General features: G+C 68.5%; 22 protein-coding genes. 2 read left to right on the top strand and 20 right to left on the bottom strand.

Going from position 1 to position 19,066, the window contains the following annotated elements:
• The first annotated feature begins 42 nt into the window (after positions 1-42).
• A complete protein-coding gene (locus tag ABD108_RS08490) occupies positions 43-1,368 on the top strand; it encodes a bifunctional o-acetylhomoserine/o-acetylserine sulfhydrylase (protein ID WP_220657971.1) in 1,326 nt (441 codons plus the stop codon).
• A gap of 108 nt (positions 1,369-1,476) precedes the next feature.
• On the opposite strand, the gene ABD108_RS08485 is transcribed toward ABD108_RS08490, so the two are convergent.
• The 20 genes from ABD108_RS08485 to ABD108_RS08390 form a co-directional block, all read right to left on the bottom strand.
• On the bottom strand, positions 1,477-2,151 hold the full coding sequence (locus ABD108_RS08485) for a hypothetical protein (protein WP_305111059.1): 675 nt from the start codon (positions 2,149-2,151) through the stop codon (positions 1,477-1,479).
• A gap of 69 nt (positions 2,152-2,220) precedes the next feature.
• The gene (locus ABD108_RS08480; protein ID WP_343930035.1) at positions 2,221-2,994 is read right to left on the bottom strand and encodes a MerR family transcriptional regulator; all 774 of its coding nucleotides are present in this window, start codon (positions 2,992-2,994) and stop codon (positions 2,221-2,223) included.
• A 57-nt stretch (positions 2,995-3,051) separates the two neighbouring features.
• Positions 3,052-3,690, bottom strand: coding sequence for a Fic/DOC family protein (locus ABD108_RS08475; RefSeq protein ID WP_343930034.1), 639 nt, complete (start codon positions 3,688-3,690; stop codon positions 3,052-3,054).
• A gap of 3 nt (positions 3,691-3,693) precedes the next feature.
• Positions 3,694-3,876 carry an antitoxin VbhA family protein gene (locus tag ABD108_RS08470; RefSeq protein WP_220657968.1) on the bottom strand — a complete coding sequence of 61 codons (183 nt, stop codon included), beginning with the start codon at positions 3,874-3,876 and terminating at the stop codon, positions 3,694-3,696.
• A 58-nt stretch (positions 3,877-3,934) separates the two neighbouring features.
• Positions 3,935-4,729 carry a type I methionyl aminopeptidase gene (gene map / locus ABD108_RS08465; protein WP_220657967.1) on the bottom strand — a complete coding sequence of 265 codons (795 nt, stop codon included), beginning with the start codon at positions 4,727-4,729 and terminating at the stop codon, positions 3,935-3,937.
• On the bottom strand, positions 4,726-5,271 hold the full coding sequence (locus tag ABD108_RS08460; RefSeq protein ID WP_220657966.1) for an adenylate kinase: 546 nt from the start codon (positions 5,269-5,271) through the stop codon (positions 4,726-4,728). Before ABD108_RS08460 ends, map begins: the two co-directional genes overlap by 4 nt.
• Positions 5,268-6,587 (bottom strand): preprotein translocase subunit SecY, encoded by a 1,320-nt coding sequence (secY, locus tag ABD108_RS08455; RefSeq protein WP_220657965.1) that lies wholly within the window; start codon positions 6,585-6,587, stop codon positions 5,268-5,270. The genes ABD108_RS08460 and secY overlap by 4 nt, the downstream gene beginning before the upstream one ends.
• Before the next feature lie 256 nt (positions 6,588-6,843).
• Positions 6,844-7,302 (bottom strand): 50S ribosomal protein L15, encoded by a 459-nt coding sequence (gene rplO / locus ABD108_RS08450; RefSeq protein ID WP_220657964.1) that lies wholly within the window; start codon positions 7,300-7,302, stop codon positions 6,844-6,846.
• A gap of 3 nt (positions 7,303-7,305) precedes the next feature.
• Positions 7,306-7,485 (bottom strand): 50S ribosomal protein L30, encoded by a 180-nt coding sequence (rpmD, locus tag ABD108_RS08445; protein ID WP_013127982.1) that lies wholly within the window; start codon positions 7,483-7,485, stop codon positions 7,306-7,308.
• Positions 7,486-7,488: 3 nt separating this feature from the next.
• Entirely contained in the window at positions 7,489-8,136 is a 648-nt protein-coding gene (gene rpsE, locus ABD108_RS08440) for a 30S ribosomal protein S5 (RefSeq protein WP_220657963.1), read from the bottom strand.
• Between the two features lie 43 nt (positions 8,137-8,179).
• Complete coding sequence (gene rplR / locus ABD108_RS08435) at positions 8,180-8,584, bottom strand: 50S ribosomal protein L18 (RefSeq protein ID WP_304941250.1); 405 nt, start codon at positions 8,582-8,584, stop codon at positions 8,180-8,182.
• 3 nt (positions 8,585-8,587) lie between these two features.
• Positions 8,588-9,127: a 50S ribosomal protein L6 gene (rplF, locus tag ABD108_RS08430; protein WP_220657962.1), complete on the bottom strand. Its 540-nt coding sequence runs from the start codon at positions 9,125-9,127 to the stop codon at positions 8,588-8,590.
• 13 nt (positions 9,128-9,140) lie between these two features.
• A complete protein-coding gene (gene rpsH / locus ABD108_RS08425; RefSeq protein ID WP_220657961.1) occupies positions 9,141-9,539 on the bottom strand; it encodes a 30S ribosomal protein S8 in 399 nt (132 codons plus the stop codon).
• 361 nt (positions 9,540-9,900) lie between these two features.
• Positions 9,901-11,616, bottom strand: coding sequence for a purine-cytosine permease family protein (locus ABD108_RS08420; protein ID WP_220657960.1), 1,716 nt, complete (start codon positions 11,614-11,616; stop codon positions 9,901-9,903).
• Positions 11,617-11,783: 167 nt separating this feature from the next.
• Entirely contained in the window at positions 11,784-12,482 is a 699-nt protein-coding gene (locus tag ABD108_RS08415) for an urease accessory protein UreD (RefSeq protein WP_343930033.1), read from the bottom strand.
• Positions 12,483-13,214, bottom strand: a complete 732-nt coding sequence (ureG, locus tag ABD108_RS08410) for an urease accessory protein UreG (protein WP_220657958.1) — start codon at positions 13,212-13,214, stop codon at positions 12,483-12,485.
• Entirely contained in the window at positions 13,207-13,875 is a 669-nt protein-coding gene (locus ABD108_RS08405; protein WP_343930032.1) for an urease accessory protein UreF, read from the bottom strand. Before ABD108_RS08405 ends, ureG begins: the two co-directional genes overlap by 8 nt.
• A complete protein-coding gene (locus ABD108_RS08400) occupies positions 13,875-15,572 on the bottom strand; it encodes an urease subunit alpha (RefSeq protein ID WP_425579771.1) in 1,698 nt (565 codons plus the stop codon). Before ABD108_RS08400 ends, ABD108_RS08405 begins: the two co-directional genes overlap by 1 nt.
• A complete protein-coding gene (gene ureB, locus ABD108_RS08395; RefSeq protein ID WP_305111066.1) occupies positions 15,572-15,910 on the bottom strand; it encodes an urease subunit beta in 339 nt (112 codons plus the stop codon). Before ureB ends, ABD108_RS08400 begins: the two co-directional genes overlap by 1 nt.
• Before the next feature lie 9 nt (positions 15,911-15,919).
• The gene (locus tag ABD108_RS08390; protein WP_220657955.1) at positions 15,920-16,222 is read right to left on the bottom strand and encodes an urease subunit gamma; all 303 of its coding nucleotides are present in this window, start codon (positions 16,220-16,222) and stop codon (positions 15,920-15,922) included.
• Between the two features lie 245 nt (positions 16,223-16,467).
• Between ABD108_RS08390 and ABD108_RS08385 the strand changes: the two genes are divergently transcribed.
• Positions 16,468-18,819, top strand: coding sequence for an alpha/beta fold hydrolase (locus tag ABD108_RS08385; RefSeq protein WP_343930031.1), 2,352 nt, complete (start codon positions 16,468-16,470; stop codon positions 18,817-18,819).
• The last annotated feature ends 247 nt before the right edge of the window (positions 18,820-19,066 follow it).

The raw sequence follows: 19,066 nt of genomic DNA, 5'->3' as shown, positions 1-19,066 counted from the left end.
AAAGTCTTTACTCCGGCGGCCGGTTGCATTTGGATCGCACCCATGACCACTCCGGACAGCCCCGCCTGGCACTTCGAAACCACGCAGATCCACGCCGGGCAGACGCCCGACGGTGCGACCAATGCGCGTGCGCTCCCGATCTACCAGACCACCTCGTACACGTTCAACAACACCGATCACGCGGCGGCGCTGTTCGGGCTGGCCGAGCCGGGCAACATCTACACCCGGATCATGAACCCCACGCAGGACGCGGTGGAGCAGCGCATCGCCGCGCTCGAGGGCGGCGTCGCCGCGCTGCTGGTGGCCTCGGGTCAGGCCGCCGAGACGCTCGCGATCCTCAACGTGGCGGAGTCGGGCGATCACATCGTCAGCTCGCCGTACCTCTACGGCGGCACCTACAACCTGCTGCACTACACCCTGGCCAAGCTGGGCATCGAGGTCACCTTCGTCGAGAACCCCGACGATCTGGAGCAGTGGCGCGCCGCCGTCCGCCCCAACACCCGCGCCTTCTTCGCGGAGACCATCGCCAACCCCCGCGGCCACGTGCTGGACCTGCCCGGCGTCTCGGGCGTGGCGCACGAGAACGGCGTGCCGCTCATCGTGGACAACACCGTGGCCACCCCGTACCTGCTGCGCCCGCTGGAGCACGGCGCCGACATCGTGGTGCACTCGGCCACCAAGTACCTCGGCGGCCACGGCTCCGCGATCGGCGGCGTGATCGTGGACGGCGGCACCTTCGACTGGACGCAGGGCCGGCACCCCGGTTTCACCACCCCGGACCCGTCGTACCACGGTGTGGTCTTCGCCGACCTGGGCGCGCCCGCCTTCGCGCTCAAGGCCCGCGTGCAGCTGCTGCGCGATCTGGGCCCGGCGATCTCGCCCTTCAACGCCTTCCTGCTCAGCCAGGGCATCGAGACGCTGAGCCTGCGGGTGGAGCGGCACATCGAGAACGCGCAGAAGGTGGCCGAGTTCCTCGACGGCCAGGACGGCGTGACCTCGGTGATCTACGCCGGGCTGCCCTCGTCGCCGTACCACGAGCGCGCGAAGGCCTTGCTGCCCAAGGGCGCCGGCGCCATCGTCGCCTTCGAGCTGGCCGGCGGAGTGCCCGCGGGCAAGGCCTTCGTGGACGCCCTGCAGCTGCACAGCCACGTGGCGAACATCGGCGATGTGCGGTCGCTGGTGATCCACCCGGCGTCGACCACGCACAGCCAGCTCACCGAGCAGGAGCAGCTCGAAGCCGGAGTCACCCCCGGCCTGGTGCGCCTGGCCGTGGGCATCGAGCACATCGACGACATCCTGGCCGATCTGCAGCTGGGCCTCGCCGCTGCTGCCGCGGCGCAGGCGCCCGCCACGGCCGGCGTGTCCTAGGGGCTCGCGATGCGCGCACTGCGGTGGTTCCGCCAGGCGGTCCGGTCCGTCCTCACCGACGACGGTGCCTGGACCTCCGCAGTGCGCCGCGGCTGCACCTAGCCGCGGCTAGTTCGAACTCTCCAACGCTGCCCGCACCGCTCGCTCCAAGGCGACGGTGGCGGGCAGCGGCAGGTTGAGCAGCCCGTCGAGTTCCTTGCGGGCCCGCTGATAGGCCTGCTGCCGCTCGGCGCCCGTGGCGCCGCCGTCCAGCGCCACCGCCAGCAGCCGCTGCGCGCGGGAGAGCCGCTCCTGCTCGATCGGATCGAAGTCCCCGCGCCGCCGCCGGTGCGCCTCCTGCTCCGCCACGTCGAACGCGGCGACGTAGGCGTGCACGGCATCGCGGTAGTCGGCCAGTCCGCTCGTCTCGTCCGGCGTCGCGGGGCGCAGCAGATCGGCCCGCCGCTTGGCCGTGTGGAATTCGACGGTGAGCGGCTCGCGCATGTCGATCATCATCGGGTAGTCGAGGATGGTGGCCAGGTCGGTCTCGTACTCGAACCACCGGGTGTCGACGGTGTCGTGTTCCTTCGTGACTCGGGACATCTCGCGGGCGGCCTGCTCGGCGTCGATCCGGCCCATCCCCTTGGCCTGCGCCAGCGCCACCTTGGTCTCCTGCTTGATGCGGTAGCGCTCCAGGCGGCGGGCGGCGCGGCGCTCGTTCCACGCGCCGATCGCGCGCCCGGTGCCGCCGAGTCCGGCAGCGATCGGGAACACGATCCACCAGTTGTCCAGGAACCACTGCACGTCGCCAGCGTAGCTCGCGGTACTTCGCGCCGCTCAGATGTCGGTGGACACCCGAGCGGCACGAATCCGCTACCGGCCCTCGGCGTTGGCGGCCACGAGGTCGAAGACGTACTGGGCCAGGCCCGGTGCGATGTCCTCGTAGTGCTTGCGGAACCGCGGGTCGTCGATGTACATCCGCGCGACGCACACGTGCATCGCGTGGTCGCAGTCGTACCAGCGGTCGATACCGGCCCGGTGCTGCTCCGCGAGGGCGTTGCCCTCCTCGGAGCCCGGCGCCACGCCGCGGGCCAGACCGTCGGCCAGCGCGGCCTCCAGCGCATCGCCCTCGGCCTTGAGCTGCTTCCAGTCGTCCTTGCTCAGCTTCGCCGTGCGCTCGGCGCTCTGCTTCCAGGCGTCGGTGTCGCCCCAGCGCTGCTCCGCCTCCTCGGCGTAGCCCTCGCCGAGCCAGTCGTCCCCGAAGATCTCGGCCTGGTCCTCGGCGCTGAGCGTGATTCCCTTCTTCTTGCTGTTCATCATTTCCTCCACTGCTGCGACCATGCGGTGCAAACGATCGATCCTCGTCGTCAGCAGCGTGCGCTGCTCCTCCAGATGCGCCATGGCATCGGCCGACGGATCGTCGAGCAGGGTCGCGATCTGCTCGAGAGGAAAGCCCAGCTCCCGGTACGTCAGCACCTGGTGCAGCCGCTCGACGTCGGCATCGGAGTACGCGCGGTACCCCGCGGCGGTGCGGCCCGAGGGCGGCACCAGACCGATGTCGTCGTAGTGATGCAGCGTGCGGACGCTGACGCCGGTGAGGCGCGCGATCGCGCCCACCGTGTGGAACTGCTGCTTCCCGTCGTTCACACCGATCACCTTCTGGCCTCACGTCGCGTGAGGGTCAAGAGATATTCGTAGCGGGTGTCAGAAGTCGTAGGCGGGTTCATCGTCGACGATTCTCGCGAACAGCGATTCAAGGCCGGAGAGGTCACTGTGCGCACGCGCCTGATGGCACGCATCGTGTAGTTCCGCCATATCGGTTCGGTCCCACGCCAACCCCGCACCACGCTCCGCCAGCAACAGGTTGAAGAATTCTCTCGTGGCCCTGCCGTTTCCCTCGCGAAACGGGTGCGCGAAGTTGACGTAGTCGTACAGGTAGGCGACCTCGCGCGGTAGCTGCTCCCCGGGGATCTTCCGCAGTCGACTCGATTCGGCGATACGCCCCGCGACATGCTGCATCGCCTGCGCAATATTGCCGGGCGGGCAGAAGGACTCGTCGCCCTTCTCGATGCCGACGGTGCGCAGATGGCCCGCCCACTCGTAGACATCGCGGAAAAGGTGGCGATGAATCGCACTGAGGTGGTGCAGATCGTAGCGTCGTGCCGCGAGATCGGGTCGCTCTCGGAGCTCGATCACGCGGACCTCGACGAGGTCGTTCTCAGCGTCCTCCAGCTCGCGGGCAGTGACCGCTCCGACTCGATTCCGCAGCACGGAAGTCCCGGGAACGAAGTATCCGACCCAATCCGCGTCGTGATCGCCCGTGTCCCACGGGTACTGCGCCACCGGTCACTGCACGTTGTATCGGCGACGAACGCGCTCGCCGAGTTCGGCCACGTCGATCGTGCCCCGGGCATAGGCCACCTGATCTGCGCGCGTAGCGACGGTGCTCTCGGCTCCTTCGAGCTCCGTACTGCGACGGATCGATCGGATCGCCTTCACACGACGACGGGTTCGTTCAATGTCAGTCATGCCACGTCCTCCCTGCTCAGCATCAATTCTAGCGCGATGGAGGACGGCACCGCTCGCGTCAGGGGCGCGGGGTGAGGATGCGGGGACCGTCGGCCGTGACGGCCACGGTGTGCTCCCAGTGGGCGGCGCGGGAACCGTCGTCGGTGACCACGGTCCAGTCGTCCTCCAGCACGGAGGTATCGGGGGTGCCGAGGGTGAGCATGGGTTCGATCGCGAGCGTGGAGCCGACGACGAGCCTCGGGCCCTTGCCCGGATCGCCCTCGTTCGCGAGGAAGGGGTCCATGTGCATCTCGCGGCCGATGCCGTGACCGCCGTAGCCGTCCACGATGAAGAAGTCGCGGCCCAGCCGCGCGGACTGCGCGTAGGTGGCGGTCTCGATGGCGTGCGAGATGTCCGTCAGGCGCGCACCGTCGACCATGGCGGCGATCCCCGCCTCCATGGCGAGCCGGGTGGCCTCGGAGAGGTCCGCATCGTCGTCGGCGAGTTCACCGACTCCGAAGGTCCAGGCGGAGTCGCCGTGCCAGCCGTCGAGGATGGCGCCGCAGTCGATGGACACCAGATCGCCCTGGGCGAGCACCGTGTCCCGGTTCGGGATGCCGTGCACGACCACCTCGTTGACCGAGGAGCAGATCGAGCCCGGGAAGCCGTGGTAGCCCTTGAACGACGGGACCGCGCCGGCCTCGCGGATCACGGTCTCGGCGACCTCGTCGAGTTCGAGGGTGGAGACGCCGACGCGGGCGGCATCGCGGACCGCGACCAGCGCGCGGCCCACGACGGCGCCCGCGGCGGCCATCGCGTCGAGCTCTCCCGCCGAGCGGAAGGGCACGGTCTTGTTGCGGCGGAACCTGCTCACTTATCGAGCGCGGCGGTGACCCGGCCGAGCACCTCGTCGACGGTGCCGACGGCGTCGATGTGGGTCACGAAATCGCCGTAGTAGTCCAGCAGCGGGGCGGTCTGCTTCGCGTAGACCTGCATGCGGTTGCGGATGACCTCTTCGGTGTCGTCCGCGCGACCGCGGGCCAGCATCCGCTCGACCACGGTGTCCTCGGGCACCTCGAAGGAGATCACGGCGTCGAGCTTCTCGTTGCGCGGCACCAGGATCTCGGCCAGCGAATCGGCCTGGTCCGTGGACCGGGGGAAGCCGTCCAGGATGAAGCCGTTCACGGCGTCGGGCTCGTCGAGGCGCGAGCGCACCATGTCGACGGTGACCGACGACGGCACGAGCTCGCCGGCGTCCATGTACTTCTTGGCCTCGACACCGAGCTGGGTGCCCTCGCTGATGTTCGCGCGGAACAGGTCACCGGTGGAGATGTGAGGGATTCCGTACTTCTCCGACAGCTTCTCCGCCTGCGTGCCCTTGCCCGCCCCGGGAGGGCCGAGAATAACCAGTCTCACTTGAGGAATCCTTCGTAGTTGCGTTGCATCAATTGACTCTCGATCTGCTTCGTCGTGTCGAGGGCCACCACCACGATGATGAGCACCATCGTGCCGCCGAAGGGCAGGTTACTCATGTTCGATCCGCTACCGGTGAGTTCGATGAACAGGTTGGGGAGAATCGCGATGATGCCCAGGTACAGCGAGCCCGGCAGCGTGATCCGCTGCAACACGTAGTTCAAGTAGTCCGCGGTCGGCTTGCCGGGGCGGATGCCCGGGATGAAGCCGCCGAACTTCTTCATCTCGTCGGCGCGCTCCTCCGGGTTGAAGGTGATCGCCACGTAGAAGTACGTGAAGAAGATGATCAGCGCGAAGTAGACGCCGATGTGCACCCAGCTGCCCGGGTTCACCAGGTTGGTCTGGATCCACTGCACCCAGCCGGCGGTCGAGGCGCCGCCGGACACGAGCTGGATCACCAGCTGCGGCAGGTACAGCAGCGAGGACGCGAAGATCACCGGGATCACGCCCGCAGTGTTCACCTTGAGCGGGAGGTAGGTCGACGATCCGCCGTACATCTTGCGGCCGACCATGCGCTTGGCGTACTGCACCGGGATGCGGCGCTGGCCCTGCTCGACGAAGACCACGGCGATGATGATGAGGAACACCGCGAACAGGACGAGGCCGAAGGTGAGGCCGCCCTGGCTCTGCAGGATGTTCTGGCCGTCGGCCGGGAGGCGCGAGGCGATGCCGGCGAAGATCAGCAGCGACATGCCGTTGCCGATGCCGCGCTCGGTGATCAGCTCGCCGAACCACATCACGAGGACGGCGCCGGCGGTCATGGTGATCACGATGACGATCAGCGAGAAGATGTCGGTCTTGTCGAGGATCGGCTTGGCGCAGCCCTGCAGCAGGGCGCCGCGCGAGGCCATCGCCACGATGGCGGTGGCCTGCAGCAGCGCCAGCGCCACCGTGAGGTAGCGGGTGTACTGCGTGATCTTGGCCTGGCCCGCCTGGCCCTCCTTGCGGAGCGTCTCGAAGCGGGGGATCACCACCATCAGCAGCTGCACGATGATCGAGGCCGTGATGTACGGCATGATGCCGATCGCGAACACCGACAGCTGCAGCAGCGCGCCGCCGGAGAACATGTTGATCAGCGAGTAGACATCGGCGTTGGCGCCCTTGGAGACGTTGTCGACGCACTCGCTGACGTTACGGAAGTTGACGCCCGGGGACGGCAGCGTGGCGCCGAACCGATAGAGCACGATGATGCCCAGGACGATCAGGATCTTCCGCCTCAGATCCGGGGTCCGGAAGATCGGGACTAGGGCCGAAAGCACACATCCTCCTGGCAGCCGGGCGGCCCGGACGGGCGGCCCCACGCTCGTGGACACGCGCAACTCCCGCAGGCGGGAGCGGCGTGCCCTCATCGGTAATCCTGCAAACGTTAGAACTCTAACAGCCGCACCCATCGCGGCTGTTCACGGCCGTACCGCCCGACAGAAGTCGGGCCGCGCGACCTGGTGCGAAAGAAGAACCGCGGCAGGCACCGTTTCCGGCGCCTGCCGCGGTCTCCACGCTAGTCGATCGAGACGGTTACGCCTCGGCCGAAGCGGCGAGCTCGGTGACCGAGCCGCCCGCGGCGGTGATCTTCGCCTTGGCGGCGCCGGTGACCTTGGTCGCCGTCACGTCCACCTTGACGCTGATCTCGCCGTCGCCCAGCACCTTGACGACGCGGTTCTTGCGAACCGCACCGGCGGCGACGAGCTCGTCGATGCCGACGGTGCCGCCCTGCGGGAACAGGCGAGCGATGTCGCCCACGTTCACCACCTGGTACTCGACACGGTTGCGGTTCTTGAAGCCCTTGAGCTTCGGCAGCCGCATGTGCAGCGGCATCTGGCCGCCCTCGAACGCCACGGGGACGTTCTTGCGCGCCTTGGTGCCCTTGGTACCGCGACCGGCGGTCTTGCCCTTGGAGCCCTCACCGCGACCCACGCGGGTCTTCTCGGTCTTCGCGCCCTTGGCGGGACGGAGATCGTGCAGCTTGATAGCCATTGGTTACACCTCCTCCACTTCCACGAGATGCGACACGACCTGGATCAGGCCGCGGTTCTGCGGGGTGTCCTCGCGAACGACACTCTTACGAATGCCCTTCAGGCCGAGCGTCCGCAGGCTGTCGCGCTGGTTCTGCTTGGTGCCGATCGTGCCGCGCACCTGAGTGATCTTGAACTGTGCCATGAGTTACGCTCCCTGACCTGCACGCGCACGCAGCATGCCCGCCGGAGCGACGTCCTCGATGGGCAGGCCGCGACGAGCCGCGACCTCCTCCGGACGCTGCAGCTCCTTGAGAGCGGCGACGGTCGCGTGGACCACGTTGATCGCGTTGTCCGAGCCGAGGCTCTTGGCGATGACGTCGTGGACGCCGGCCGCCTCGAGCACGGGGCGCACGGCGCCACCGGCGATCACACCGGTACCGGGGCTGGCGGGACGCAGCAGCACGACGCCGGCCGCGGCCTCACCCTGCACGGGGTGCACGATGGTGTTGCCGATCATGGGGACGCGGAAGAAGTTCTTCCGAGCCTCCTCGACGCCCTTCTGGATGGCCGCAGGAACTTCCTTGGCCTTGCCGTAGCCGACGCCGACCATGCCCTGGCCGTCGCCGACGATCACGAGGGCGGTGAAGCTGAAGCGACGACCACCCTTCACGACCTTCGAGACGCGGTTGATGGTGACAACCTTCTCGATGTAGTTGCTCTTCTCGGCCTCGCGGCCTCCGCGCTGATCGCGGTCACGGCCGCCACGGCCGCCGCGGCGGTCGTTGCTGTTGTTATCGGGACCGTTGTTGCCGGCGGGCCCATTGCCGCCGTCACGACGCTGACGTCCGGGCATCAGGCTGCCTTTCCTTCGGTGGAGTACATGGTGGTGGTCTGCATCAGAACGTCAACCCGCCTTCGCGAGCGGCGTCCGCGAGCGCGGCGATGCGGCCGTGGTACTTGTTGCCACCACGGTCGAACACCACGGCATCCACACCAGCGGCCTTGGCGCGGGCGGCGATGAGCTCGCCGACCTTCTTCGCCTGGGCGGACTTGTCGCCACCCGCGGCCTTGACGTCCGCCTCGAGAGTCGACGCCGAGGCCAGCGTGTGGCCCTTGAGGTCGTCGATCAGCTGCACGTGGATGTGCCGGCTGGAGCGCTTGACGGCGAGGCGCGGACGAACCGCGGTGCCCTCGATCTTCTTGCGCAGGCGGAAGTGACGACGGGCCTTCGACGTACGACGACGAGTCGAGACGTCCTTGCCCATCGGAATGCGCTTCTTGTTCTCAGTCTGAGTTGCCATGAGTTACTTACCCGTCTTTCCGACCTTGCGACGGATCTGCTCACCCTCGTAGCGAACGCCCTTGCCCTTGTACGGGTCGGGGCGACGCAGACGACGGATGACCGCCGAGATCTGGCCGACCTGCTGCTTGTCGATGCCGGACACGGAGAACTTCGTGGGGCTCTCCACCGCGAAGGTGATGCCCTCGGGCGCCGTGATCGGCACCGGGTGGCTGAAGCCCAGGGAGAACTCGAGGTCCTTGCCCTTGAGCGCCACGCGGTAACCCACGCCGTAGATCTCCAGCTTCTTGGTGTAACCCTCGGTTACACCGGTCACCATGTTGGCGACCAGGGTCCGCGACAGGCCGTGCAGCGCCTTGTTGCGCCGCTCGTCGTCGGGACGGGCGACCACAATGGCGCCCTCTTCATTCTTCGACACCGAGATCGGGTCCGAGACGGTCAGCGCCAGCTGGCCCTTGGGGCCCTTGACGGTGACATCCTGGCCGGCGATCTGCACGTCGACGCCCGCGGGAACGACCACGGGGTGCTTACCAATACGCGACATTAGTTCTGTCCCCTTACCAGACGTAAGCGAGGACTTCGCCGCCCACGCCCTGCTTGGCTGCCTGACGGTCGGTGAGGAGGCCCGAGGACGTGGAGATGATCGCCACGCCCAGGCCGCCCAGGACCTTCGGCAGATTGGTGGACTTCGCGTACACGCGCAGACCGGGCTTCGACACGCGGCGCAGGCCGGCGATCGAACGCTCACGGCTGGGGCCGTACTTCAGCGAAACGACGAGGTTCTTGCCCACCTCGGCGTCCTCGGTACGGAAGTCGGTGATGTAGCCCTCACGCTTGAGGATCTCGGCGATGTTCGCCTTGATCTTCGAGTGCGGCAGCTTCACCTCGTCGTGGTACGCCGAGTTGGCGTTGCGCAGACGGGTCAAGAAGTCTGCGATCGGATCAGTCATAGTCATGACAGATTCGTCTACCTTTCTCGCAGCGGTTCCCATGCAACGACGGCGCACTGGTGCCTTGAAATCAGGGCCTGATGCGTCCGACGGTGGGCCTACTACGAAGCAAACCGTCCTGCGAAGCCGTTGCCCCGCAGGGATTCCGGACCGTCCGGACGTATCCGTACCGGTTCGGGGAGGTGCGCCGGACGTGCTCACGCACGACAGGCAACCTCTCTAGTGTAGAGAAACTGCCGGTCAGAGTCGAATCGAGTCCGTCTCCCACCCCGTCTCCCCCACATGCCTCGGCCTCCCCCATGCAGGTGCACGGGGGAGGCCGAGGGATCACGGGGAGGCGCGCTCCCGGCGGGGAGCGGGCTGCCGGCTATTTCTGAGCGGGCAGCACGTGCTCGCCGGACTTGTCGCAGGACAGCGCCAGCGAGCTGATGTACTGCTTCTCGCCGTTCGGGCCGGGCACGTTCGAGGCGATCATGTCGGGCCGCTCGAACTCGATGCCGGTCACGCAGCACAGCAGCTTCTCGCCGGACGGGTTGCCGTCCTCGTCGAACATCGGCAGGTCGATGCCGTCGTCGGTGCGCCGCAGGTAGTACTTGCCCTTGGTCGCCAGTGCCAGGATCGGCGGCAGCACCAGGGCCAGCACCAGGGCGACCAGCGGCGAGTACGGCTGCAGGGTGGCTCCGAGGAGGCCGAAGAACGCCGCGATCGACAGTCCGGCCGCCACGACCACCGAGACGAAGCCCACGGGGTTCACGTCGTAGAGCATGCCGCGGCGGAACTCGGGCACCTTGGGCGAGATCTTGAGCAGGTACTTGTTGATCGCGATATCGCTGGCGACCACCACGATCCAGGCGATGCCGCAGTTGGCGTAGAAGGCCAGCAGGCTGTTGAGGAAGCTGAACATGTCGGCCAGCATCAGGCCGAGGGCGATCGCCACGTTGAAGATGACGAAGACGAGGCGGCCGGGGTAGGTCTTGGTGACGCGGGTGAAGCTGTTGGTCCAGGCCAGCGAGCCGGAGTAGGCGTTGGTCACGTTGATCTTGATCTGGCTGATCACCACGAGGATCACGGCCAGGGTCATGGCGAGCCAGGCGGGCATGAAGTCCTTGTAGATCTCCAGGAACTGGTGCACGGGCTCGTTGGCGATGCCGGCGTTCTCGGCGGTCTGCGCGATCAGGTACACGGCCAGGAACAGGCCGACGATCTGCTTGATGGCGCCGAAGAACACCCAGCCGGGGCCGGCGGTGATCACGGCGATCCACCACTTGCGGCTGTTCTCGGGGGTCTTGGGCGGCATGAACCGCAGGTAGTCGATCTGCTCGGCGATCTGCGCGATGAGCGACAGGCACACACCGGCGGCCAGCATGGCGCCGGCGAAGGAGACGCCGTGGCCGGCGGGGGTCGCGGAGATCACGGTGCCGGAGGCGTCGCGGACGATGTCGGTGCCGCTGTAGGCGAAGAAGGATTCGATCGCCTCGGGGTGGCTGAAGAGCAGGTAGCCGAAGGGCAGCACCATCATGATCAGCCACAGCGGGGTGGTCCACACCTGCAGCTTGGCGAGCGATTTCATGCCGTAGATCACCAGCGGGATCACGATCACCGAGCTCACCAGGTAGCCCAGCCACAGCGGCATGCCGAGGCCGAGTTTGAGGCCCTGCGCCATGATCGAGCCCTCGAGCGCGAAGAAGATGAACGTGAAGCTCGCGAAGATCAGGTTGGTGAGCACCGAGCCGTAGTACCCGAAGCCGCTGCCGCGGGTGATCAGGTCGAGATCGATGTTGTACCGGGCCGCGTAGTAGGAGAGCGGGTAGCCGGTGAGCACGATGACCAGCGCGAAGAATCCGATGCCGATGAGCGCGTTGCCCGTGCCGCCCGCGATGCCGATGTTGGCGCCGATCGCGAAGTCGGCCAGGTAGGCGATGCCGCCGAGTGCGGAGGTGGCCACCACGGCCGGGCCCCACTTGCGGTAGCTGCGCGGGGCGAATCGCAGGGTGTAGTCCTCGAGCGTCTCCCGCAGTGCGCTCTGCTCCGCCGCGGGCATCGCCGTATCGGCGGTGTCCTTCGGTGTCAGCTGGTCGGTCATCTGTCCTCCGTTTCCGTGCGGCATCGCCGCCTGGCGGAAAACGTAGGAACGCGGTGTTGCGTCTGCGCCGCGCTGATGTTTCCGGCACGCTACGCCGGGTTAACTCCACACCGAGATCTGTTTACAACCGCGGAAAACCGCAGGTCGGGGCGTATCTATTCGTTGCCCTAGCCATCGGTCCAGGCGGCGGTGACGCCGTCGAGGGGGCTGCGGTGGGTCTCATCGCCCAGGTACCGGGCCACGGCGCCGGGCCGGTCGAGGTCGAGCACGTCGAGCCCGGGCACCGTCGGCGGACGGAAGCCGAGGGCGGTCACGGTGTCGTACACGCGGCGTCCGCCGAGCACACCGGGTTCGGGGGCGTCGCCGCGCACGCGCAGGTCCTCGACGAGCAGGGGCAGCCCATCCGCTGCGACGAATTCGGCGCGCAGCTCGCCGCCGCGTTCGCCGGTGCGGCCCAGCACGCTGGTCTCGCGGAGCACGGCGGTCGCGCCCTCGGCGAGCGTCACGGAGGTTCGACGGTGCACCCGCGCACCGTCGGCCACCACGAGCGGCAGGCCGTCCCACCGCAGCCGCCCACCGGCCTCGACGGTCACGTGCACGGTCCAGCGGGACCAGGGGCCGCCACCGTCGGCCTCGCCGTAACAGACGGTGCCGCCGATGTCCTCGAGCTCCAGGCTCGCGCCGGCGCCCACGGTGATGTCGATCCGCACCTCGTCGCCGGGCAGGAGCAGGGCGCCGCCCGCGACCAGGGCGATGCGGGCACCGTCGGGCGTGCGGGACACGAGCCGGGGCACGATGGTGCCCCCGACCAGGTCGACGTGCGCGCGCGGCGACGCGGCCCGGACCGCGACTGCTGCTGCGCTCACCTAGTGAGTATGCGGGTGCGCGTGATCGTGGTCGTGCGCGTGCTCGTCGTCCTCGGCGTGGAAGTGCGGGGCCATGGGGCCCGGGTCGACGGCCACGTGGTCGCCGCCGAGGTACTGCGTGCGCAGGCCCAGCAGCCACTCCCCCAGCTGCGTGACCGAGGTGGGATCGGTGCGGGAGAGGGCGAGGACGGGTCCGCCCTCGCGGGCGGCGGTGGCATCGGCCACCATCTGCGGGACGTCGACGCCGACGTACTGCGCGAGGTCGGTCTTGTTGACCACCAGCAGATCCGCGCGGGCGATACCGGGGCCGCCCTTGCGGGCCACATCGCCGCCGCCGGCCACGTCGAGCACGAAGATCTGGGCGTCGACGAGCGCGGGCGAGAAGGTGGCGGTCAGGTTGTCGCCGCCGGACTCGATGATCACCACGTCCAGCGGGCCGTGGTCGGCCTCCAGGTCTTCCACCGCGATGAGGTTGGCGGTCACATCGTCGCGGATGGCGGTGTGCGGGCAGGCGCCTGTCTCGACGGCGCGGATCCGGTCGGCCTCCAGCACGCCCTCGGAGCGCAGGAAGCGGGCGTCCTCGTCGGTGTAGATGTCGTTGGTGATCACGCCGAGGCGCAGTTGATCGGCCAGGGTGCGGCAGATGGTGGCGATGAGCGAGCTCTTGCCGGTACCGACGGGTCCGGCGACGCCGAGCCGCAGTGCGCGCGTGGGGTTCTGGGTATCAGGCACGGAACAACCTCTTGTTCGTCACGGCGTGGGCCTGCGCCCACTCCTCGGCTTGCGGGGTCGATCCGGCGGGGATGTCCGCCGGATCCGTGAGCGCGGCGACGGCGCTCACCTCGGCTTCGGTGGCGGCGCACACGCGCAGCACCAGTTCGGTGGCGAGCACCGGATCGCCCGGCTCCAGTTTGAGCAGGGCGGCCGCCGCGCACGCGGCCTCGTCGTAGACCACGGTACGCACGAGTTCTTCGGCGCTGGTCGCGGCGGCGGCGGCCATCGCGCCGAGCACCACGGCCCGCGCGGGGGTGCGGGGCAGGGAGCGCAGCGCGGGGTCGTCGGGCCACAGGCGCAGGGCGAGCCGCAGGTAGCCGCGGCCCAGCAGCCGGGCCGCATCGCGCATCGACGGTGCGGGGGTGCGTGCGGCCCACGCCGCCTCGACGGGGGCGAGGCTCTCGCCGGCGAGGGCGCGATGTCGGGCGACGACGGCGGTGCCCGCCTCGACGAGCGAGGTGGTACGGGCCCGGGACAGGGCCAGGGGCTCCGCCTGGGTGGCCGGAAGGCCGCCCAGCAGTGCGGGTTCCATGCCCGCGGAGTGGGCGTGCCCACCCGAGGGCAGCCGGGCGTCGGCCAGCGTCATGGCCAGCACGCCGGCGGGGAGAGCGCCGATCATCAGAACATGCTGTAGAGCTGCGCGAGCGGCAGCTCGGTGGCGGGCGCGGGCACGATCTCGTCACCGTCGACGGTGATCCGGAAGGTGTCGGGTTCCACCCGGATGTCGGGCAGTGCATCGTTGCCGCCGAGCATCTGCGCCTTGGTCACCGCGCGGGTGGGTGCGAGCGCAAGCAGCTTGCGGCGCAGTCCGAGTCGCTCGGCGAGGCCGTCGTCGAGGGCGGCGGGCGAGACGAAGGTGACGGCGTGATCGGCTCCGGCGTCGGCGCCGAAGGTGGGGCGCATGAGCACCGGCTGCGGCGTGGGGATGGAGGCGTTCGGGTCTCCGAGTGCGGCCCACACCAGTGCGCCGCCCTTGATCACCACTTCGGGCCGGATGCCGAAGAAGCGCGGGTCCCACAGCACCAGGTCGGCCATCTTGCCCGGCTCCACCGAGCCGATCTCGTGGTCGATGCCGTGCGCCACAGCGGGATTGATCGTGTACTTCGCCACGTACCGCTTGGCGCGGATGTTGTCGGCGTCGCCGCCCAGGCTGCCGCGCCGGTGCTTCATCACGTGCGCCACCTGCCAGGTGCGGCTCACCACTTCGCCGATCCGGCCCATGGCCTGCGCATCGGAGCTGGTGATCGACAGCGCGCCCATATCGTGCAGCACGTCCTCGGCGGCGATGGTGGTGGCGCGGATGCGGGACTCGGCGAACGCGAGGTCTTCGGGCACAGCGGGATTGAGGTGGTGGCACACCATGAGCATGTCGAGGTGTTCGGCCACGGTGTTCACGGTGTGCGGCAGCGTGGGGTTGGTTGACCCGGGCAGCACGTGCGGCAGCGAGGCCACGGTGAGGATGTCGGGTGCGTGGCCGCCGCCGGCGCCCTCGGTGTGGAAGGCGTGGATGGAGCGCCCGCCGATCGCATCGATGGTGGACTGCACGAATCCGGCCTCGTTGAGCGAGTCGGAATGCAGCGCCACCTGCAGGCCCCAGTCGTCGGCGGCGCGCAGGGCGGCGTCGATCGCGGCCGGGGTGGAGCCCCAGTCCTCGTGCACCTTGTACCCGGCGGCGCCGCCGAGGGCCTGCTCCTTCAGCGCGTCGGCCGAGACGGTGTTGCCCTTGGCCAGCAGCAGCACGTTGAGCGGGATGCCGTCGAGGGCACGGTGCATCGCGGACAGGTGCCAGGCGCCGGGGGTCACCGTGGTGGCCTTGGAGCCCTCGGACGGTCCGGTGCCGCCGCCCACCACCGTGGTGATGCCGGTGCACAGGGCCTCGTGCAGCTGCGACGGCGAGAGCAGGTGCACGTGCGAGTCGATGGCGCCGGCGGTGAGGATCTTGCCCTCGCCGGAGATCACGTCGGTGGAGGGGCCGATCACGAGGTCGGGGTGCACGCCGTCGGCCACATCGGGGTTGCCGGACCGCCCGAGCGCCACGATCCGGCCGTCGCGGATGCCCACATCGGCGATCTCGATGCCCCACCAGTCCAGGACGATCGCATTGGTGATCACGGTGTCCAGGGCGCCCTGGGCGCGGGTGACGGCGGATTGGGCCATGGATTCGCGGATCGATTTGCCGCCGCCGAACACCGCCTCCTCGCCGCCCACGGTGTGGTCCTTCTCGATCTCGATCCACAGGTCGGTGTCGGCGAGCCGCACCTGATCGCCCGCGGTGGGGCCGTAGATCGCGGCGTAACGTTCGCGGTCGATGCGCATCAGAGGGCTCCCAGTTCGGGGTCACGGCCGATCTGCAGGCCGGGTACGCGGCGCAGGCCCCGGATCGTCACGGCGTCCAGGGTGCGGGAGGCGCCGGGTTCGAACCGCTGCGAGGTGCCCGACGGGATGTCGAGCCGGTAGCCGTGCGCCGCAGCGCGATCGAATTCGAGGGCGCTGTTGGCGTCGGGCAGGTGCAGGTGCGAGCCGATCTGCACGGGCCGGTCGCCGGTGTTGACGAAGACCAGGGTGAGCCGCTCGTCGTCGGGCCGGGGATTGAGTTCAAGGGTGCCGGGCCGCACCCGGATGGCGCCGGGGCCGGTGTCGCTCGTGTGTGCCATCAGTGCGCCTCAGTCGATCGGGTGGTGCAGGGTCACGAGCTTGCGGCCGTCGGGGAAGGTGGCCTCCACCTGGACGTCGGCGATCATCTCGGGGACACCGGGCATCACCTGGTCGCGGGTGAGTACGCGGCGCCCCTCCTCCATGAGGTCGGGCACGGAGCGGCCCTCGCGGGCGCGTTCGATGACCCAGGTGCTCAGCAGCGCGACGGCCTCGGGGTAGTTGAGTGCGACGCCGCGGCTGAGCCGGTCGCGGGCCACCATCCCGGCAACGGACAGCAGCAGCTTCTCCGTATCGCCCGTGGTCAGATGCATGCGGAGATTCTGGCACCGCAACAGTCGAGGAACCCAGCCCGCAACAAGGCCTTAACGCGCGAGTAACACGGACTGGCCGCGTTCGGCTTCGGCCGGGGGGCTCGCGGGGAATGTGACGGTTCCATGAAGCCCGGCGGGGCGCGGCGCGGAGCGCGCTACCGTAGCGTGACAACGGTTGTGTGCGCGCCGCTATCGCAAACACGCAATCGGATGGACACCGGACTCCCCTCGTGTGAAGGAATCGCATGCCCAGCACCACTGCACCCCGGCCCACTCGCTCCCGCCGCCCGCTCGGCATGTCGCTCGCCACGGCGATGATCGTGACCCTCGCACCCGTCGCTGGCTTCACCTTGGCACCGGCGGGCGCCACCACCTCCACCCCGTCGGCGAGCTGGGGCGACTGCCCCTCTGACGTGACCGCCAAGGGCCCCAACGGCGAAGCCCCCAAGTGCACCACCATCACCGTGCCCATGGACTACGCCAACCCGGCCACAGGCACCTTCAACATCCTGGCCACCGGCTTCCTCCCCACCGGCACCCCCAAGGGCGTGATCCTCGGCAACCCCGGCGGACCGGGCACCTCCGCACTCGGCTTCTGGGGCAAGGGCAATGGCACCCCCGCGGAGATGTATCGCGATTACGCCCTCATCGGCATGCAACCCCGCGGCCTCGAACACGCCGTCAGCGCGGTGTGCAGCACCGCAGAGGAGTGCCGCATCAAGGCCGACGAGGCGTACCGGAAGACGCTCACCACCGAGAACATCGCCCGCGATATGGATGAGCTCCGCAAGGCCATGGGGCTGGACAAGATCAGCTACTACGGCGCCTCCTGGGGCACCCAACTCGGCGCCACCTACGCCACCCTCTTCCCGCAACAGGTCGACAAAATGGTGCTCGACTCCAACATCAACCCCGCGACACTCGCGGTAGGTAGTAGGCAATTCGCCGAGGCCGAGAGCACCCTGGCGTCTGAGCGGCGGCTGTACGACTTCTTCGATTGGGCCGCCGCCAACAATAATGTCTTCGGCCTCGGCGACACCCCGTACAAGGTGTTCTCCGCCTGGAACACTGCGCGTCTGATGGAGAACCCGCAGGCGTGGATCGACAACTACCTGCCGCCCGCGCTCCGCGAGGCCGACCTCCCCCAGGAACTCCGCCCCCTCGCCGCCAAGATTCTCCCCGATCTCAACACCGTCGTGCAGGGCATGTCCAAACGCGACTACGCCGAGCGCTTCGCCGCCGCCGTGAAGGCCCGCACGGCGTACAGCGACACCCCCGCAACCGGTCAACAGATCGGGTCGCTCATGTCAGCCGGGACACTCATGATGTACACCCGACAGCTGTGGTCGGGATACGCCTCTTTGGTCGATATGACCCTGCGCCCTCTCGATTTCGCGGGCCTGCAGAACCTGGTCACCACCGGCAAACTCAGCGAAGAGGAATTCCGCACTTTCACAGGAGGGCTCAGCGGGGCGTCGGCGGCCGTCGGAAGCGGGGGCGGGCTGAGCGGCCTACAGGGTAATGCGGTGAACCAGGCCACGGGCGACGCGGCCATCGACGAGGCCGCCGGGCGCAAGCCCGACCCCAAACTCATCGAACTGCGGAATGCAGCGCGGAAATCCGTCGACGACGCCATTGCAGCTGGGGAGTCCAGCGCGAGTATCCGATCCAAGTACCAGACCTACCTCGGCTACCTCTTCATGATTGACGGCAAAATCAAGCCCCTCGAGTTCTCGGGCGCGGGCCTAGCGACCGGGCCGCTGCTCCTCCAGAGCCTCGGCGACCCCGCCACCGCCGCTTCCGGTGGTCGCGTTCTCGCCGAGCAGCTCGGCGGCAAGCTGATCACCGTCAGCGGCGGTGATCACGTGGTGTTCCGTGGCGGCAGCACCGCGGTCGATCAGGCCGTCCTCAAGTATCTCGCGACCGGGAAGGTCGATATCACCACCGCCCCCGAGGCACCCGCCGTAGCGCGCAACTTCCTCACCCCGATCCGCAAACTGCTCGCCGACAACGGGATCGTCGGCCCCACAGTTGTTGGCCCCACCATTCCCGATACCCCGCTCAACCGGATCCTCAGCTGGCTCGGCCCCAACGTAGACGCCAACTCCATCGTGCCCAAGCCGACCTTCGCCGCACCCAGCACACCGGCCCCGAGCCAAACCAGCACCGCGACCAAGGAACCCACACCCGCACTCGCCGCCAGCACCACACTCGCCGGCGGACTCCCCACGGCGGCAAGCACACCCGACACCACCACCGCCTCGGCAGCAGTCGCGGCACCGGCGACCGCACCCGCGACCTCGAACCCGAAGTCCGACCGCCCCACTGTCGCTGCCACCGAAACAGGCTCGCCGACAACGGGAACCGCCACCACCGGCACGCCCACCACCAGCAAGACCGACACCAGCAAGACCGACACCGCACCGTCGATCACCGACAGCACGCCGGCAACCGCCGGGACCGGCGCACCGTCGACCACCGACAAGACCACCACCGACTCCGCCCCCGCGGAGAAGACAACCGAGAAGTCGGCCACCACATCGGAGCCCACCGAGAAGGCGAGCACCGCCGATTCCGGAAGCACCAGCGGCACGTAAACCTGTGCTAGCGAACGGCCGGTCCTGCGATCCACGCGGGGCCGGCCGTTCGCATACCTCCGGACCCGGACACCGGATGTGCAGGGCGGACGCATTTCTCGCCCGGACCGACATCGTTTGCTGCCAACCGGCCATATCGGACCATCCTTGTGCTTAGATCGCTACCGCAACATCGACGGCACACCCGCCATTAGCTTCCCCATGTGAAGGATCCGCATGTCCAGCCCCCGCGTCACCGCGCCCCGTC

It is taken from the genome of Tsukamurella strandjordii (genome assembly GCF_039525985.1).
In the GTDB taxonomy this organism is placed as follows: Bacteria; Actinomycetota; Actinomycetes; order Mycobacteriales; family Mycobacteriaceae; genus Tsukamurella; species Tsukamurella strandjordii.
The sequence above is the reverse complement of the archived record's forward strand: the minus strand, read 5'-3'. Positions and strand labels throughout refer to the sequence as shown.

What these genes read in the sequence shown, in the direction of transcription:
- ABD108_RS08420 (WP_220657960.1), bottom strand. Translation starts at nt 11,616, where the DNA reads ATGACCGACCAGCTGACACCGAAGGACACCGCCGATACGGCGATGCCC.
- rpsE (WP_220657963.1), bottom strand. Translation starts at nt 8,136, where the DNA reads ATGCCCGGACGTCAGCGTCGTGACGGCGGCAATGGGCCCGCCGGCAAC.
- rplF (WP_220657962.1), bottom strand. Translation starts at nt 9,127, where the DNA reads ATGTCGCGTATTGGTAAGCACCCCGTGGTCGTTCCCGCGGGCGTCGAC.
- rplO (WP_220657964.1), bottom strand. Translation starts at nt 7,302, where the DNA reads ATGGCTATCAAGCTGCACGATCTCCGTCCCGCCAAGGGCGCGAAGACC.
- ureB (WP_305111066.1), bottom strand. Translation starts at nt 15,910, where the DNA reads ATGGCACACACGAGCGACACCGGCCCCGGCGCCATCCGGGTGCGGCCC.
- ABD108_RS08400 (WP_425579771.1), bottom strand. Translation starts at nt 15,572, where the DNA reads ATGCGCATCGACCGCGAACGTTACGCCGCGATCTACGGCCCCACCGCG.
- ABD108_RS08405 (WP_343930032.1), bottom strand. Translation starts at nt 13,875, where the DNA reads ATGATCGGCGCTCTCCCCGCCGGCGTGCTGGCCATGACGCTGGCCGAC.
- ABD108_RS08490 (WP_220657971.1), top strand. Translation starts at nt 43, where the DNA reads ATGACCACTCCGGACAGCCCCGCCTGGCACTTCGAAACCACGCAGATC.
- rpmD (WP_013127982.1), bottom strand. Translation starts at nt 7,485, where the DNA reads ATGGCACAGTTCAAGATCACTCAGGTGCGCGGCACGATCGGCACCAAG.
- ABD108_RS08470 (WP_220657968.1), bottom strand. Translation starts at nt 3,876, where the DNA reads ATGACTGACATTGAACGAACCCGTCGTCGTGTGAAGGCGATCCGATCG.
- ABD108_RS08390 (WP_220657955.1), bottom strand. Translation starts at nt 16,222, where the DNA reads ATGCATCTGACCACGGGCGATACGGAGAAGCTGCTGCTGTCCGTTGCC.
- ABD108_RS08385 (WP_343930031.1), top strand. Translation starts at nt 16,468, where the DNA reads ATGCCCAGCACCACTGCACCCCGGCCCACTCGCTCCCGCCGCCCGCTC.
- rpsH (WP_220657961.1), bottom strand. Translation starts at nt 9,539, where the DNA reads ATGACTATGACTGATCCGATCGCAGACTTCTTGACCCGTCTGCGCAAC.
- rplR (WP_304941250.1), bottom strand. Translation starts at nt 8,584, where the DNA reads ATGGCAACTCAGACTGAGAACAAGAAGCGCATTCCGATGGGCAAGGAC.